This window comes from Nocardioides nitrophenolicus, assembly GCF_016907515.1.
Classification (GTDB): Bacteria; Actinomycetota; Actinomycetes; order Propionibacteriales; family Nocardioidaceae; genus Nocardioides; species Nocardioides nitrophenolicus.
Genome location: NZ_JAFBBY010000001.1, coordinates 1,674,522 through 1,689,945, shown reverse-complemented (window position 1 = coordinate 1,689,945; position 15,424 = coordinate 1,674,522). Strand labels below are relative to the sequence as shown.

Sequence of the window (15,424 nt, the reverse complement as noted above, 5' to 3'; positions counted from 1 at the left end):
GCGCCGCCGGCGGTCAGCCGATCGGCACGGCGGTCACGACCAGGTTCTTCGTGTAGTGGAACCGGCCGTTGGGGTAGGTGACCCGGCCGGTGCAGGTGACCAGGGTGAGCCGGTGCTCGCCGGTGGTCGAGGTCGTGGCTCCGGTCAGGCCCTTGGTGCGGGGCTGGGTGGTGACGGTCTCGATCCGGTAGCGCCTCACCGAGCCGTCGGCGGTCTTCACGACGACGACCTGACCGGGGCGCGCCCGGCGCAGCCTGCCGAAGGCGCCGGGCCGGTCGCCGCGGTCGGAGACGTGACCGGCGATGACGGTGGAGCCGACGGACTCGCCCGGGGCGGCGGAGCCGGCGAGCCAGCCGCCGCGCGCGGGGTCGGTCGGGATCACCATGTCCCGCTTGCGGATGCCGACGGTCTGGAGCCGGGTGTTGAGCCGCAGGGCGGGGATGCTGATCCGGACCGGCCGGATCCGGCGGCCGTGGGCCGCGGGGGCGGCGACGACGCCGGCGTACCCGGTCTTGACGGTGATCTTGGCCGGCAGCGACGGTCGGTGGACGAGCGTGGTCGAGTCCGGAGCGCCGCAGGACTGGGTGCTGGCGAGGTTGTCGCCGTCGGCGCTGGTCGAGGCGACCCAGGTGTAGTGACCGGGCCGGTCCACCGTGACCGCGGGCAGGGCCGTGGTGCCGTTGACGGGCGCGAAGGAGACGGTGGCGACGGCTGCGGCCGGCGTGCACATCCCGGGACCGGGCTTCTTCGCCGGGCCGTAGAGGGTCGCCGAGCCGGTCACCGCCTTGCCGCTGACCCGCGTGGCCGGGTTGATGCCGGTGACGGTGACCGAGCCGGTGAGGGCGACCGGCTTGGTCTTGCCCGCCTTGGTGACCTCGAGCGTGGCCTTGTCGGGGGCGTGCACGGTGATGGTGGGGCCGCTGGTGGGCGCCGGCTTGGTCTGGACCGTGACGTCGATGCTCGCCTCGGCACACTGGACCGGCACCGAGCTGTCGCAGACCTGGACGGTGTAGCCGTCGGAGCCGCTGAACCCTGCGCTCGGGCTGTAGGTGACGGCGCCCGTGGTCGGGTCGATCGAGATGGAGCCGTGCCCGGGCCCGGTGACCAGGGTGGTCGCGGCCGGCGCGAGCGGCCTGCCGGTGGTGGTGGCGTAGTCGTCGAGGCCGGTCGTGACCGGCGTGTTGTACGCCGTCGTGACCGAGGCGCCCGTGGTGAAGACGTTGTCGACGGTCACGGTGACGGTCCCGGTGTCGCAGACCGGCGTCGGGTTCGAGGTGTCGCAGATCTCGTAGACGTAGGAGTCGTCACCGGAGAACCCGGCATCGGGGGTGTAGGTGATCGCGTCGCCGACGACGGCGGTGCTGCCGTGGCCGGGCGCCGTGTCGATCGTCGGCTCGGCCAGTGCCTGGCCCGAGGTGGAGGTGTCGTTGTCGACCACGTCGGTGGTGACCGCGGTCACGACGGTGGTGGAGGCGGTGTCGTCGCCGGCGGTCACCGTGTTGACCCCGACCGTGACGGGCACCGTGATGGTGGCGCATTGCTGGGGCGTCGAGGTGTCACACACGGTGACGGCGACCGAGTCCGAGCCGCTGAACCCCTGCAACGGGATGTAGGTCAGGGTGCCGTTGCTGAGGATCGCCGTGCCGTGGCCAGGGGGCTGCACGATGCTCGATCCCGACGGGTCGAGCGGCATGCCCGCGGTGGTCGCGATCCCGGCCGTCGTCGCGGCCACCGACTGGTTCTGCGGCGTGCTCAGGCCGGGACCGGCGACGAACACGTTGTCGACGGTGACGTGCACCGTCGCCTGGTCGCAGACCGGGGTGGGCGTGGAGGTGTCGCAGATCCGGTAGCCGTAGCTGGTCGCGCCGGAGAAGCCGGGGTCCGGTGTGAACGTGACCTCGGAGCCGTCGACGGTGGTGCTGCCGCTGTCGGACGGCGTGCTGACCGTGATGGTGCCGAAGGCCTGGCCGGACGCGCTGTCGTCGTTGGCCGCCACGTCGGTGACGACCGGTTCGGCGACCGACGTGGTGGCGGTGTCGTCCTCGGCCGTGACGGTGTTCGCCTCGACGGTCACGGGCACGGTGATCTCCGCGCACTCGGCCGGGTCGGCCGTGTCGCACACCCGGACCCGGTAGGAGTCGGCGCCGCTGTAGCCGGCGTCGGGGGTGTAGGTCACCGCTCCGGTGACGCCGTCGACCGACAGCGAGCCGTGGGCCGGGGCCTGGGCCTGGGTCACGGCGGTGGGGTCCAGCGCCGCGCCGCCCGTGGTCACGATCGCCGCGATCGCCGTCGTCACCGGCTCGTTCTGCGGGGTGGTGACGCCGGGACCGGCGGTGAAGACGTTGGGCACGGTCACCGTGACCTCGGCGGAGTCGCAGACGTCGATGTGCAGGTAGGCGGTGATCCCGATGAACTCGGCGCTGCCCTCCAGGGTGACCCGGTTCTGGTAGACGTAGCGGTCCGTCCCCGAGAACCCCGCCTGCGGGGTGTAGGTGATCCTCCCGTCCGGGCCGACGCTCGCCATGCCCCCGTCGGGCGGCACCGACACCGTCGTGACGGCCGGGGCGCCGTCGATGCCGATGTCGTTGGCGCGCACGTCGGTGGTCACCGGGGCCGCCAGGGTCGTCGTCGCGGTGTCGTCCTCGGCCGTGATGCCGACCGCGACCATCATCAGGATGTCGTCGTTCTCCGGGTCGGAGACGATCAGCCGATCGTTGTCGGGCGCGGCGATCCAGGTGGGGGTGCGGGTGTCCCAGCGCTGGGCCACGGTCTGGGCGTAGCCCGAGCCGTTGGGCGTCAGCTGCAGCACCCGCCGGTTCTCGGTGTCGGCCACGAGGAGTACGCCGTCCGGCCGGACGGTGACCCCGACCGGGCCGAGCAGGCTGGTGGACACGACGCTCAGGGCGTAGTCGGCCCCGGACGGCGTCAGCCTCACGAGCCGGTTGTCGCTGCGGTCGGCGACGAACAGGTCGCCGTCCGCGCCGACGGCGATGCCGCGCGGGCTGCCCAGCCCGGAGGCGACGAGCGAGGACGTGTAGCTCCCACCCGACGGTGTCAGCCGGTGGACATGGCCGCTGGCGCGCTCGGTGAAGAAGACGTCGCCGTCCGCGTCGACGGCGACGCCGGCCGGGCGCTGGAGCCCCTGGGCGAGGACGGTCCGGGTGGTGTAGTCGTTGTCGTCCTCCGACCAGGTGAGCTTCACGATCTCGTGCTCGCCCTCGTCGGCGTAGTAGACGTTGCCCTGCGCGTCGGTGGCGATGCCCTGCGGGTCCAGGCCCGGCTCCTGGTCGATCGGCGAGGGTCCCGCACCCGGGGCCCACGCGTTCACCCGGGCCCCGGCCGCGTCGGCGATGAGCACGAAGTTCCTCGAGTCGATCGCGACGCCCGCCGGCTCGACGAAGTCGTCGTCGCTGACGACCAGGTCGTAGCCGTACTCCTTCGACGGGATGTCGCCGCAGCCGTCGGACGTGGTGACGGTGAGCGTCACCCGGGCCACGGCGCAGACCAGGCCGTCCTCGTCGCGGGCCAGGTAGTCGTAGTGGTCGGCGCCGGAGAACCCGGGAGTGGGCCGGTAGGTCACCGTGGCGTCGGCGTTGACGGTGGCGGTGCCGTGGGCGGGCGCGCTCACCACGGTGATCTCGTCGAGGAAGGAGTTGGTGACGTCGTTGGCCCGCACGTCGGTGGTGACCGAGCCGTTCGCGCCGACGGTGGCCGTGTCGTCCTGCGCCTCGACCGTCAGCGGGCCGAACTCCCAGAGCCTTTCGAAGTCGGCCACGAAGACGGTGTCGTCGTCGGTGACGACGAGGTTGTAGGCGTTGTTCGCGCCCCAGGGGGCGTAGAGCTGCTTGGCGGCGTAGCCGGCGCCGGCGGGTGCCGCCGTCCAGACGCCGGGGTCCTCGGTGGTGCTGATCCACAGGGTGCCGGTGCTGTCGACGGCGACTCCCTGGCCGCTGCCGAGACCGGTGACCGCGTCGGTCTGGGTCGTGCCGTCGTACTTCACCACGCGCGTGTAGCTGGCGACGTAGACCGCGCCGTCGTCGTCGACCGTCACCTGGTGCGGGACGTCGAGGCCGCTGATCACCTGGGTCTGCGTCCTGCTCGGTCCGGACAGTCGGACGACGCCGCCCGTGCCGAACGAGGTGGCGTTGATGCTGACGTAGACGTCGCCGTTCGGGGCCACGTCGATGCCGCCGACGTTGTTCAGCAGGCCGCCGCTGTAGGTGTTCGCGATGGCGTACGTCGACCCGGACGGGGTCAGCTCGAGCACCTGTCCCGGGTAGCGCACCACCCACAGCCGGCCGTCGTCGTCGGAGTCGTCGACCGCGATGGCGCCGACATTGCCGACGCCGGTGGCCGCGACCGACCGGGTGTAGCCCGCCTCCGACGGCGTCAGCTTCGCGATCAGGCCGTTCTCGGAGTCGGTGACGAACAGGTCGCCGCCGGCGTTCGCGTCGACGTACGTCGGGTAGTCGGTGCCGGTCTCGATGGGGAGCCGGGTCAGCGGGCCGGTGGTGCCGATCGCGCCGCAGGCGTTGTCCTGACTGACGGTGACGGTGACCTTCGCCGTCGCGCACACCGTGCCGGAGGCGTCCCGCACGGCGTATACGTAGGTGTCGGTGCCGGAGAACCCGGCCGCCGGGGCGTAGGTGATGGTGCCGTTCGGGTTGACGGTCGCGGTGCCGTGCTCCGGGTTCGTCGCGATGGTGGGCGCGTCGGCCAGATCGGTGCCGTCGGCCGTGTCGTTGCCGAGGACGTCGGCCGTGACGGCGTCACCGGCGCTCGTCGTCGCGGTGTCGGCGTCGGCGTCGACCGCGAGAGGAGTCAGTCTGACCACGCGATCGTTGCCGGTGTCGGCGACGTAGAGGTTGCCGTCCAGGCCGGCCGCGATGTCCTGGGGCTGGTCGAGGCCGTCGGCCGGGAGGGTGCGCAGAGCGTCGCCCGCGAGGCTGAACCGGACCACCCGGTTGTTGCCGGTGTCGGCCACGACGAGGGCCGGAGCCGGGCCGGACGGGTCGAGGTCGAGGCCACGCGGGCCGGACAGCCCGCTCGTCGGGATCGGGTTGCCCGGCGTGTGGCCGGGGATGTTCAGCGCACGGACGGTGTCGTCGTCCATCGTGAACCACAAGGTGGTGCCGAACACGGCGATGCCGCGGACCTCGGTCAGGGGAAGGGAGTCCACGCCGGACGGGGTGTAGCCGCCGCCTCCCGGGGTCAGCTTGGTGATCCGCTGGTTGGAGGTGTCGCCGATGTAGACCGCGCCCGAGGCGTCGACGTCCAGAGCGGCGAGGCCGCCTCCGTAGCCCCAGGCCACGTTCTGCTCGGTGTAGGTCCCGCCCGACGGGACCAGCTTCTCCACCTTGCCGTTCGGCCGGTCGGCCACGTAGATCGTGCCGTCGTTCCCCACCGCGATCGCGTACGGCGTGAAGGAGCCGCCGGCAGTGGTTCTGGTGTAGGAGCCGTCCGCCGGGGTCAGCTTGTCGACCTGTTCTCCATGGCCGACGTAGACCACGCCGGCGGTGTCGACGTCGATGCCACGGGGCTCGGTCACGCCGGTGGCGATGATGGACTGGCGGTAGCCGGACTCCGCCAGCGTGTCGCAGCCGGTGGTCGGCGCCGCGGCCCGGGCGGGCGCGGCCGTCGTGGACGCGGCGACCAGCGCGCCGCTGACGGCGAGGGCCGCGGAGAGCGCGATCCGGGGGAGCTTCATGGTGGTCCTCACTTCGCCTGGGTGACGGCGCGGACGACGCAGAGCGTCCCCGCGGGTGCCTGGAAGTCCCGTTCGGCGCGCCAGGCGCCGGTCTCGCCGGGAGCGACGGTGACCTCGGTCGTGGCCGAGTCGACGGCCCGCGCCTGGGCGTCGGTGAACAGCACCAGCACCGCGTAGGTCAGCGTCTTGGCGCCGGTGTTCTCGGCCGTGCCCTCGGCCCGCCAGCCGTCGGGCGTGGCGTCGCAGCCGGTCAGCGCGACCTGCTCGTACAGCGCGGGCGTGTTGTCGAGAGCGGAGCCGGAGGGCAGCTCGTGCTGCACGCCCGCGAAGCTCGGCACCTCGCGCGAGGCCGGTCCGTCCTCGGGCTGCGCCCGCGGCGGGGCGTCCGAGCACCCGGCCGCCGCCAGCAGGAGGGCCGGCGCGAGGAGCGTCTCGGCGCGGAGGCGACGAGGGCAGGCGGGGGCGCGACGAGAACGCATGAGGGGAGCAGCTTTCGTTCCGAGGGCCGGACGAGAGCCTCCGGCGGATCCAGCGAACCCTCACCATGGGCACCGTGACAATGCTCCGTCGCGGATGTCGCCCGTCGAGTCACCCACTCGTCGCGGTGCTCGCGCTGCTGGCCGCGGTCGAGGTCGCCAGCGGCGTGATCCAGGGCTACTACGGCCCGGTCATGGTGGACCTCGCCCACGACCTCGACGTCCGGTACGCCGACCTGAACTGGCTCGAGGCCGCCCAGCTGGTGTTCTCGGCGCTGGTCGTGCCGCCGCTGGCCCGGCTGGGCGACCTGGTCGGTCACCGGCGGGTGCTCCTGGTCGCGACGGCGGTGACGGCGCTCGCCACCTGGGGGATCGCCTTCGCGCCGAGCTTCCCGATGCTGCTGGTCGCCTGGACCCTGCAGGGCACCTATGTCGTCTGGCTGCCGATCGAGGTCGCCGTGATCCACCGGCGCACGGCGGGCCGGCCGGACCAGGGCCGGCTGACCCGGCGGGCCGCCGCGATCCTGGTCGCCACCTTGGAGCTGTCGGTCATCGTCGCGGCCGTGCTCGCCGGCCAGCTCGCCGACCGGGTCTCCCTCACCACGATGCTGGTGCTGCCCGCCGTCGTCGTCACCCTGTGCCTGCCGCTGCTCGCGCTGCTCGAGGAGATCCCCGGGCTGCCGGGCGGCCGCTTCGACTGGGGCGGCCTGGGCCTGCTGGCCGCCGCGATCCTGTCCGTGCTCGGTGGGCTGGTCGCCATCCGGGTCGACGGCGTCGCCTCGCCGCCGGCCTGGCTGCTGGTCGGGCTCGGCCTGCTGCTGCTCGTGCCGTGGTGGCGCTACGAGAACCGGCACCCGGACCCGATGGTCGACGTCGCCCTGCTCCGGCGGCCGGCGCAGTGGAGCGTGCAGGCGAGCGCCCTCCTGGTCGGCATGTCCCTGCTCGGCGCGCAGGTCCCGCTGTCGACCTACTTCCGCAGCGACCCCGCCGTCCACGGCTACGGCTTCGGGCTCACGGCCGCGCAGGGGTCGGTCCGGATCGCGTTCTACGTCGCCTGCCTGGCGATCGGCGCGCTGGCCCTCGGCCCGGTGAGCCGGCGGCTCGGCGTACGGCACGCGATGGCGGCGGGCTGCGTGGTCTACGCGGCGGGGTACGCCGCCTGGCTGCCCTGTCACGCCAGCCCCGGCGCGGCGTGGGCGGTGATGGGCGTGATCGGGCTCGGGACCGGCGGCCTGGTGGCCGCGATCCCGGCGGCCGCGGCGGCCGTCGCGCCGCCCGGCCGGGTCGGCTCGGCCACCGGGCTCACCAATGCCGCCAAGACCGTCGGCGGCGGCCTCGCCTCCTCGGTCTTCGCGATCTGCCTGGCCCGCACCGGCGGGATCCGGGTCGACGGGGGCAGCCTCGGCGGCTACTACGCGGTGTGGTCGATCTGCGCCGTCTCCGGGCTGGTGGCCGCGGCTGTGCTGGTCGCCACCGCCCGCGCGGCCGCCGTCGACGCCGTCGTCGTCGCTAGCGCGCCAGGAGATCCAGCTCGATCGCCTTCTCGATGACGCCGTCGCGTGAGTTGACCCCGAGCTTGCGGTAGATCCGCTGCAGGTGGGTCTTCACGGTGTTCTCCGAGACGTGCAGCGCGGCGGCGACCGCGGCCCGGGTCGGGTGGTGGGCGAAGGCCGCGACCACGAGCCGCTCCTGCGGGGTCAGTGAGAAGCTCACCGTGTCGGTCGCGATGCAGTCGGGCACCGGCCCACCCAGGTAGTCGCGCAGCGCGGAGTCGCCGTGCGCCCGCGCCAGCTCGCGCAGGCCGGCGAGGTCGGCGGCCGGGAGGTACATCAGGTGGGCGCGCGCACCGCCCGGTCCGACCAGGGCCAGGACCCGGTCGAGCAGGGCCACCGCGGTGTCGCCGTGCTCGGCGCGCAGCGCGGCCGCGGCGCCGAGCGTCAGGACGGCGGCCCGGGAGCGGGTGGTGTGGCCGGGCTGGAGCTCCAGGCGGGGGAGGGCGGCCAGCGCCTCGCCGTGCTCGCCCGCGAGCAGCCGGCCGAGCAGGGTGGCCGGTGCCAGCTGGCCGGCGTACCGGGTGCGGGTGCGGAGCAGCGGACCGGCCTTGGTGCGGTTCCCGGCGGCCAGCCACAGCACGGCCAGCGTCGCCCGGACGGCGGCCCCGCCCAGGCTGTCGGCGGTCCCGGGCGGGGCGGGGGTGCGGTCCAGCGCGGTCTCGACCCGGTGCGCCTCGGTGGCGGCGTGCCCCAGGCCGAGGCGGGCGTGCATCAGGGTCCAGGTGACGAACGGCCAGAACTCCGAGGCGACCGCGAACCGGCAGCCGTCGTACTCGGCGATCGACGCCGCCAGCTCGAAGTCGTCGAGCAGCAGGGCGGCCTGCCCGATCCGGCCCAGCGCGTTGACGTAGCTGTAGGTCTGGCCGGGCCGCCAGGCCGCCGGGTCGAGGTGCTCCTGCGCCGAGCGGGCCTCCGCGCAGCGGCCGTCGAAGGCGTCGAAGCCGACGGCGTACACCGCCGTCTGGTTGAGCGAGTCCGGCCGGCTGCTCATCGTGATCGCCCGGTTCACGACACTGCGGGCGGCGTCGACCCGGCCGTCCTGGAACAGCGAGTAGGCGAGATGGCGCAGGGTGGTGGCGCCGAGGTCGGTGATGTGGTGCTGCTCCCCGTCGGGGATGGCGTCGAAGAGGGCCAGCGCCTGCTGCGCGGCCCGCGCCGAGTCGTCGAAGCGGCCGAGCACCCGCAGGCTGGCCACCTTGGCGGTGTGGACCATGAGCACCTCGCCGGGCGTCATGTCCGGGGGCGGCGGGCCCACCCACGAGGCGGGGATCCGGAAGTACTCCGCCGCCGCGCCGTGCAGCGCGGGATTGCGGTGACAGGCCAGGCCCCGGCCGAGGGCGAGCGCCGGGTACTGGTTGAGGGCCCGGCGCGGGACGGTCGCGAGCTGGCGGTCGAAGCGGTTGGTCGTGATCGTCTCGGGATTGCTCGCCACCAGGTCGGCGTACACGCGGCCCGCGATGTCGTACTGCCGGCCGGCCACGGCGACCTCGAAGGCGGTCTCGAAGTTGCCGTGGCGGTGCAGCCAGAAGGCGGTGCTGCGCGCGGCGCGCGCCTGCTGGGCGGCCGGCAGCCGGGCGGCGTCGGCGAGCATCGCGGTCCGCAGCGACTCGACGTACTGGAAGACCTGGCGGCCCGGCGCGAACGGGATCCAGCGGCCGTAGCCGTTCCACTCCAGCTCGGCCAGGAGGCCCTTCACGTCGGCGGAGCCGGTCAGCTCGGTGGCCAGGTCGGTGTCGAAGTACGGCGGCAGGCAGGTCGCGAGCACCAGCTCGTAGGCCGCCCCCTCGCCGAGCTGGACCCGCAGGTCCTCGGCGACCAGCGACTGCCAGTCGGGGAGCTCCGGGTCCGCGCCGCTGCGGGCCAGCGCGAGCATGCCGGCCCGGACCGCGAGCGGGAAGCCGCCCGTCGCGGCCTGCAGCTCGGCCGCCCGCTCGGCGACGCCCGGCGCCCCGAAGGTCGCCAGCAGCTCCTGGGTCTCGGCCGCGGTGAACGCGAGGTCGGCGCCGGTGAGCAGCTGCACCTCGCCGCGCAGGGTGCGGCCGGGGTTGGCCAGGCCGGTGCCGGTGCGGGTGGTGACGATCACCCGGACCTCGGGCGCCAGCCGTACCAGCCGCAGCAGGTCGGCGTCGACCGCGCCGGTGTCGTCGCGCAGCCGCTCGTGCGCGTCGATCACCAGGACCAGCGGTCCGCGCCCCGACAGCGCACCCGCCACCAGCTCGGCCAGGTCGTTGCTGAGCTCGACGTCGCCCACCAGGCCCGCGACCTCGTCGGCGGGCAGGACGCCCAGCCGGCCGGCGTACGTGAGCACCGTCTGCCAGAAGCTGGCCCGGCGGAAGTGGTCGGTCTCGAGGGTCACCCACACGACCGTGCTCGGGTCGCGCGGCGCCACCCAGCACCGGACCAGGCTGGTCTTGCCGGACCCGCTGGGCGCCGAGAGGACGGCGATCCGCGGATCCTCCTGGTCCAGGCGGTCGTGCAGGCGACGGCGCGCGAGGAGGACCGGTCCCGTCATCGGCGTCTCCCCCTTTCGGAGGAACTTTAATGTCGCGACGCCGACTCGGTGGGCGTTTTGGTGAGGCTCGCCTCAGGCCCGGGCGTCGCCGCCCCAGTTGGCGAGCTTGACCGCGATGTCGTGCAGCCGGCTCTCCGGCACGCCCTCGGCCTCGAAGGCCAGCTGGACGTGCTCGTCGGACGTGCGCGCCAGCCGCACCTTCCCGGCGTCGGGCAGGTGCTCGATGATCCGCACCAGGCGGTTGCCGATCCGGCCGAGCTGGGAGGCGTGGTCGTCGGAGAGCTGGCCGAGTGACTCCGGCTCGCGGTGGTGGAGGGTCAGCCCGAGCCGGGTGCCGGCGTCGTGGCGGGCGAGGATCCAGACCTCGTCCTCCCACACCACCTGGCCGGGGGCGAAGGACGAGCTGTCGATGAGCGGCTGCGCGGACTCCGTCATGGCGACACTCTGCCATTCGTCGTCCGGGCTCCGACCGGCGGCCCCTGGCGAGCCGGAGCCGCGCCGGTGCATAAAAGTCGCTCGACTTTATCGAGTATCATCCCGGCTATGACTCTGGGTGCCCTCGCCGTCCCGACGTACGACGACCCGCGGGTCGTCGTCCCCGCTCCCGCCGCCGGTGCCGGCAACTGGGCCGGTGCGGCCAGTGCCGTGCTGGTCGACGGCGTCTTCTGGCTCACCTACCGGGTTCGGCGCCCGCTCGACGAGGGCCGCGGCGTGAGTGTCGTGGTGGCGCGCTCCGACGACGGCGAGCGGTTTTCGACGGTGGCCGAGGTGCACCGCGACGCGTTCGGCTGCGAGTCCTTCGAGCGGCCGGTGCTGGTGCCGGTGCCCGGCGTGGGCTGGCGGCTCTACCTGTCCTGCGCGACGCCCGGCTCGAAGCACTGGTGGGTCGACAGCCTCACCGCCGCGACGCCCGAGGAGCTGCCCGCCGGCCGGCGGCAGGTGGTGCTGCCCGGCGACGAGTCGGTCGCGGTCAAGGACCCGGTCGTCACCCTCGGCCCCGACGGCTGGGAGATGTGGCTGTGCTGCCACCCGCTCACCGAGCCGGGACACGAGGACCGGATGACCACCCGGCTGCTGCGCAGTGCGGACGGCCTGGCCTGGACCGACCACGGCGAGGTGCTCGCCGGCCGCCCCGGCGAGTGGGACGAGCGCGGCGCCCGGGTGACCACGGTGCTCCCGACCGCGGCCGGCGCCCCCCTGACGGTGCTGTACGACGGCCGGCCCGACGCCGCGGCGAACTGGTTCGAGACGACCGGCGTCGCCACCTGGAACGGCTCCCGCCTGGTCGCCGCCGACGGTCCGCCGATCGCCTCGCCGTACGGTGACGGCGCCTGGCGCTACGCCGCCGCCGTACCGCTACCCGACGGGCGGACCCGGTTCTACGTCGAGGCGGCCCGCGCGGACGGGGCGCACGACCTGGTCACCGTGGTGGCATAGTCCCTGCTCAAAAGCACCGGAATCGCGTCGGAAACGGTGCTTTTGAGCAGGGACTACCGCGCGGCGCGCTGCACGAACGAGCCCCGGTCGCGCGTGGAGAGCCAGTCGGAGAAGTCCTCGCCGGTGATCTCGCCGAGCAGCCGGATGTCGTCGGCGAAGGCGGGGAGCAGCCGGGCCCGCTGCTCGGCGCTGAGCGAGGGGCGGTGGGCGTCCCGGGTCTGCAGCCGGGCGACGACCGGGACGCTGGCCCGGCGCCACAGCTCGGGCGGCACGAACTGCCCGGCCCAGGCGCCGCCGCGGACCACGGGCCCGAGGACGCGCGGACGCCAGCCGGGCGCGACGTACGGACGGGAGTTGTCGCGCGGGATCTCGGTGACCTGTCCCTCGCGGATGCCGAGGAAGCGGCAGGCGCGGTCGACGGTCTGGACCGGGTGGTCGACGATGTCGCGGTAGCGGACCACGAGGATCCGCGCCGGGTCGACCAGCTTGACCAGGTCGCGCAGCTGCTCGCCGTAGAGGCCGAGCTCGCGGTAGCGCCAGAAGGGCGCGTACCCGGCGGCGACCCGCTCCGCCTCGCGGGCGAACGCGGTCTCGAAGTCGGCCTCCGGCTCGAGTCCGTCGGACCACAGGTGCATCCAGTTGCTGTACGCGCGGTCGATCGGGTCGCGGACGACGGCGATCAGCCGGACCTCCGGCAGGGCGTCGGCGATCCGGCGCTGGGCGCCCCGGTGCCACAGGTAGAAGGGCGTCGACTCGCCCCGGACGGCGTCCGGCGGCGCGGGGCGGAACAGGTCGGCGTACGCGTCGGCGCGCCAGATCCACTCCTGCTGGGAGTGCCGGTCGCCGGGGCCGCCCCAGTGGGGCGGGGGAGCGCCCTCGCAGAGCCAGAACTTCGGCTCCTTGGGGGTCGTCACGAAGACGTCGGGGTGGGCGGCGAGCGCGAGATGGAGCGCGCTGGTGCCGGCTTTCGGTGCGCCCACGAGCAGGAAGTCGGGGCGGGGGTCCCGGGTCATGAGCGCCTCCGGTCGATTAAGTCTTGTAACTGAGTCTAGATAGACAACAAGGCGGGTGCAACGATCGTCTGGCTGCCGGACAGGAGGTAGGCATGGGTGAGGACGACTTCCGCCGGCTGTACGCCGCGCACTTCGACGCGGTGCTCGGCTTCGCGCTGCGCCGCACCGACCGGCCCGAGGACGCCGCCGACGTGGCGGCCGACACCTTCCTGGTGGCCTGGCGTCGGATCGCCCACGTCCCGCCGGGGGAGGCCGCCCGCCCCTGGCTGTACGGCGTCGCCCGCCGCACGCTCGCCAACCACCGCCGTGGCGAGGGCCGCCGGGCCGCGCTCGGCGACCGGCTGCGGCGCCAGCTCGCCCACGCCGTGGCCGACCTCGCCGACGACGTGGTCCACCGCGCCGACGTCACGGCCGCGATGGGACGGCTCAGCGCCCGCGACGAGGAGGTGCTCCAGCTGCACCTGTGGGAGGGCCTCGAGCCGCGCGAGATCGCCGAGGTGCTCGGTCTGCCGGCCAGCGTCGTCCGGCCGCGGCTCTCGCGGGCCCGCTCCCGGCTGCGGGACCTGCTCGGCAACGATCCGCCCGGCCCCGGACATCTCCCTGCAGAACCCGTCCCCACGACCCCGGAGGAGGCACCCCGATGAACCGTCCGATCACCGACGCCGGCGTCGCCGGCCTGGCCATCCACGAGGGTCGTGCCGAGCTGCTGGAGGAGATCATGACCCTCGCCCCCGTGGAGACCACCGAGCCCACGCCCGTCCGCCGGCACCGTCGCGTGCTGCCGCTCGTCGCCGCCGCCGCAGCGGTGGTGGCCGTCGCCGGCGGCGCGACCTGGCTCGGCCGGGCCGGTGGCCCGGGCTCCGCCGTGTCCGCGACGCCCGCGGCGGACGCGCCCGAGCTCGCCGTCCTCGACGCCGCCGGATGGCGGCTCGAGCATGCCCGGGTCGACGACGCGGGCGGCGAGCTCGACTACGTCGCCGCCGACGGCGCCGAGGTGGAGATCGACTGGCGTCCCGCCGACCAGTACGCCGGCTACCTGGCCGACCGCGAGGACCTCGGCCCGGGCGATCGGGTCGAGGTCCTCGGTGCGCCGGCCCGGCTGTGGTCGTACGCGGCCGACGACCACACCGCCCTGCGCGAGGTCGTCGGCGCCCACCTCCTCGAGGTCCGGGGCAGCCACCTGTCCCGCGCCGCCTACGACGACGTCCTGGCCGACCTCGGCCCGCTCCGCACCGAGGACCTCGCGGCGCGGCTGCCGAGCGCGGCCTTCACCGCCGACGGCTACACCCGGCCGGGTGCCGAGGCGCGCGGTCTGCCGGCGGCTCCGGAGCGGCCGGCGCTGATCCGGGCGCCGGGCTGGTCCCTGGGCGTCGACGACAGCGTGTTCTGGGAGCGGGGCGACGCACGGGTGCTGATGACCACGGTCGGCAACGTCCCCGACGCCTTCGCCTACGACCGCTACCTCGGCGCCGACGTACGCCGGCCGATCCGGGTCCTGGGCCAGCGCGCGCTGCTGGCCGAGTGGCGCGAGGGCGACGTGCAGTACCGCGTCGCCGCACTGTCGGCCACCCCGAGCACCCTGCTCATCTTCGAGGGCACCGGCCTGACCCGGGCCGCCTTCCTCGACGCGGTGGCCTCGGCGCAGTGGGTCTCGAAGGAGGACTACGAGGCCGCCGTCGCGGGGCAGGGGTAGGGACCGGGCTCCGGCCGGCGGCACTAGCCTGTCCTCCGTGACGCTCGCGAACATCCCGCCCGCCCCGCAGCTCCCCGGCGCCCGCCACCTGCACTCCGGGAAGGTGCGTGACCTGTACGAGCTCACCGAGGGTCCCCACGCCGGCAAGCTGCTCATGGTGGCCAGCGACCGGCTCTCGATCTTCGACTTCGTGCTGGAGACGACGATTCCCGACAAGGGCGAGATCCTGACCCGGATGTCGTCGTGGTGGTTCGCCCAGCTCGCGCCGCTGGTGCCCAACCACGTCGTGTCGACCGACGTGCCCGACGCCGTCCGCGGCCGAGCGGTGATCTGCGAGCGGCTCGACATGTTCCCGGTCGAGTGCGTGGCCCGTGGCTATCTCACCGGCTCCGGCCTCCTCGACTACCGCGCCACGGGCGAGGTCTGCGGCATCGCCCTGCCCGCGGGCCTCGAGGACGGCAGCCGGCTGCCCGAGCCGATCTTCACGCCGGCGACGAAGGCCGAGCTGGGCGACCACGACGAGAACGTGTCGTACGACGCCGTCGCCGCCACCGTCGGGGCCGAGGCCGCGGCGGCGCTGCGCGAGCTGACCCTGCGGGTCTACGGCCGGGCCGAGGAGATCGCCCGCGAGCAGGGGATCCTGCTCGCCGACACCAAGTTCGAGTTCGGGGTCGCTCCGGGCGGTGACGGGACGATCGTGCTCGCCGACGAGGTGCTGACCCCCGACTCGTCGCGGTACTGGCCGGCCGACGACTGGCAGCCGGGACGCGCGCAGCCGTCGTACGACAAGCAGATCGTGCGCAACTGGGCGCTGTCGCCGGAGAGCGGCTGGGACAAGGCGTCCGGCGAGGCGCCGCCGCCGCTGCCCGCCGAGGTCGTCGAGCGCACCCGCAGCCGCTACCTCGAGGCCTACGAGCGGCTCACCGGCGAGCGGTTCTGACCCGGCGGGCGGGGCCTCGACCTGACGGCGCTGTAACACGCTGTCTGCGGGACTGGGCGCCACCTGTCAGCAGAAAAGCGGCGTTCGAGGCCA

The 15,424-nt window shown here is 74.0% G+C and carries 10 protein-coding genes; 5 read left to right on the top strand and 5 right to left on the bottom strand.

What is annotated here, in order from left to right; genetic code table 11:
* Positions 1 to 13: 13 nt before the first annotated feature.
* Together JOD66_RS08365 and JOD66_RS08360 are read right to left on the bottom strand one after the other, a co-directional pair.
* Entirely contained in the window at positions 14 to 5,707 is a 5,694-nt protein-coding gene (locus JOD66_RS08365; RefSeq protein WP_204836430.1) for an Ig-like domain-containing protein, read from the bottom strand.
* An 8-nt stretch (positions 5,708 to 5,715) separates the two neighbouring features.
* Positions 5,716 to 6,186, bottom strand: a complete 471-nt coding sequence (locus JOD66_RS08360; RefSeq protein WP_204836429.1) for a hypothetical protein — start codon at positions 6,184 to 6,186, stop codon at positions 5,716 to 5,718.
* 125 nt (positions 6,187 to 6,311) lie between these two features.
* Between JOD66_RS08360 and JOD66_RS08355 the strand changes: the two genes are divergently transcribed.
* A complete protein-coding gene (locus JOD66_RS08355; protein WP_307823389.1) occupies positions 6,312 to 7,733 on the top strand; it encodes an MFS transporter in 1,422 nt (473 codons plus the stop codon).
* Here the strand turns inward: JOD66_RS08355 and JOD66_RS08350 are convergent.
* Positions 7,693 to 10,248 (bottom strand): helix-turn-helix transcriptional regulator, encoded by a 2,556-nt coding sequence (locus JOD66_RS08350; protein WP_204836428.1) that lies wholly within the window; start codon positions 10,246 to 10,248, stop codon positions 7,693 to 7,695. The two genes, JOD66_RS08355 and JOD66_RS08350, sit on opposite strands and share 41 nt — an antisense overlap.
* Before the next feature lie 72 nt (positions 10,249 to 10,320).
* On the bottom strand, positions 10,321 to 10,683 hold the full coding sequence (locus tag JOD66_RS08345; RefSeq protein WP_204836427.1) for a hypothetical protein: 363 nt from the start codon (positions 10,681 to 10,683) through the stop codon (positions 10,321 to 10,323).
* 108 nt (positions 10,684 to 10,791) lie between these two features.
* On the opposite strand from JOD66_RS08345, the gene JOD66_RS08340 reads away from it, so the two are divergent.
* Positions 10,792 to 11,685, top strand: coding sequence for a hypothetical protein (locus JOD66_RS08340; protein ID WP_204836426.1), 894 nt, complete (start codon positions 10,792 to 10,794; stop codon positions 11,683 to 11,685).
* Positions 11,686 to 11,738: 53 nt separating this feature from the next.
* Here JOD66_RS08340 and JOD66_RS08335 read toward each other — a convergent pair whose 3' ends face one another.
* Entirely contained in the window at positions 11,739 to 12,698 is a 960-nt protein-coding gene (locus JOD66_RS08335) for a sulfotransferase family protein (protein WP_204836425.1), read from the bottom strand.
* Positions 12,699 to 12,790: 92 nt separating this feature from the next.
* Between JOD66_RS08335 and JOD66_RS08330 the strand changes: the two genes are divergently transcribed.
* From JOD66_RS08330 to JOD66_RS08320, 3 genes are read left to right on the top strand one after another with little or no spacing between them, the layout of a single operon-like run.
* Entirely contained in the window at positions 12,791 to 13,342 is a 552-nt protein-coding gene (locus JOD66_RS08330; RefSeq protein ID WP_204836424.1) for an RNA polymerase sigma factor, read from the top strand.
* Positions 13,339 to 14,391, top strand: coding sequence for a hypothetical protein (locus JOD66_RS08325; protein WP_204836423.1), 1,053 nt, complete (start codon positions 13,339 to 13,341; stop codon positions 14,389 to 14,391). Before JOD66_RS08330 ends, JOD66_RS08325 begins: the two co-directional genes overlap by 4 nt.
* Before the next feature lie 37 nt (positions 14,392 to 14,428).
* Positions 14,429 to 15,331, top strand: coding sequence for a phosphoribosylaminoimidazolesuccinocarboxamide synthase (locus tag JOD66_RS08320; RefSeq protein WP_204836422.1), 903 nt, complete (start codon positions 14,429 to 14,431; stop codon positions 15,329 to 15,331).
* The last annotated feature ends 93 nt before the right edge of the window (positions 15,332 to 15,424 follow it).

Coding starts and splice junctions, on each gene's coding strand:
- JOD66_RS08350 (WP_204836428.1), bottom strand. CDS start 10,248: ATGACGGGACCGGTCCTCCTCGCGCGCCGTCGCCTGCACGACCGCCTG.
- JOD66_RS08335 (WP_204836425.1), bottom strand. CDS start 12,698: ATGACCCGGGACCCCCGCCCCGACTTCCTGCTCGTGGGCGCACCGAAA.
- JOD66_RS08325 (WP_204836423.1), top strand. CDS start 13,339: ATGAACCGTCCGATCACCGACGCCGGCGTCGCCGGCCTGGCCATCCAC.
- JOD66_RS08340 (WP_204836426.1), top strand. CDS start 10,792: ATGACTCTGGGTGCCCTCGCCGTCCCGACGTACGACGACCCGCGGGTC.
- JOD66_RS08345 (WP_204836427.1), bottom strand. CDS start 10,683: ATGACGGAGTCCGCGCAGCCGCTCATCGACAGCTCGTCCTTCGCCCCC.
- JOD66_RS08365 (WP_204836430.1), bottom strand. CDS start 5,707: ATGAAGCTCCCCCGGATCGCGCTCTCCGCGGCCCTCGCCGTCAGCGGC.
- JOD66_RS08360 (WP_204836429.1), bottom strand. CDS start 6,186: ATGCGTTCTCGTCGCGCCCCCGCCTGCCCTCGTCGCCTCCGCGCCGAG.
- JOD66_RS08330 (WP_204836424.1), top strand. CDS start 12,791: ATGGGTGAGGACGACTTCCGCCGGCTGTACGCCGCGCACTTCGACGCG.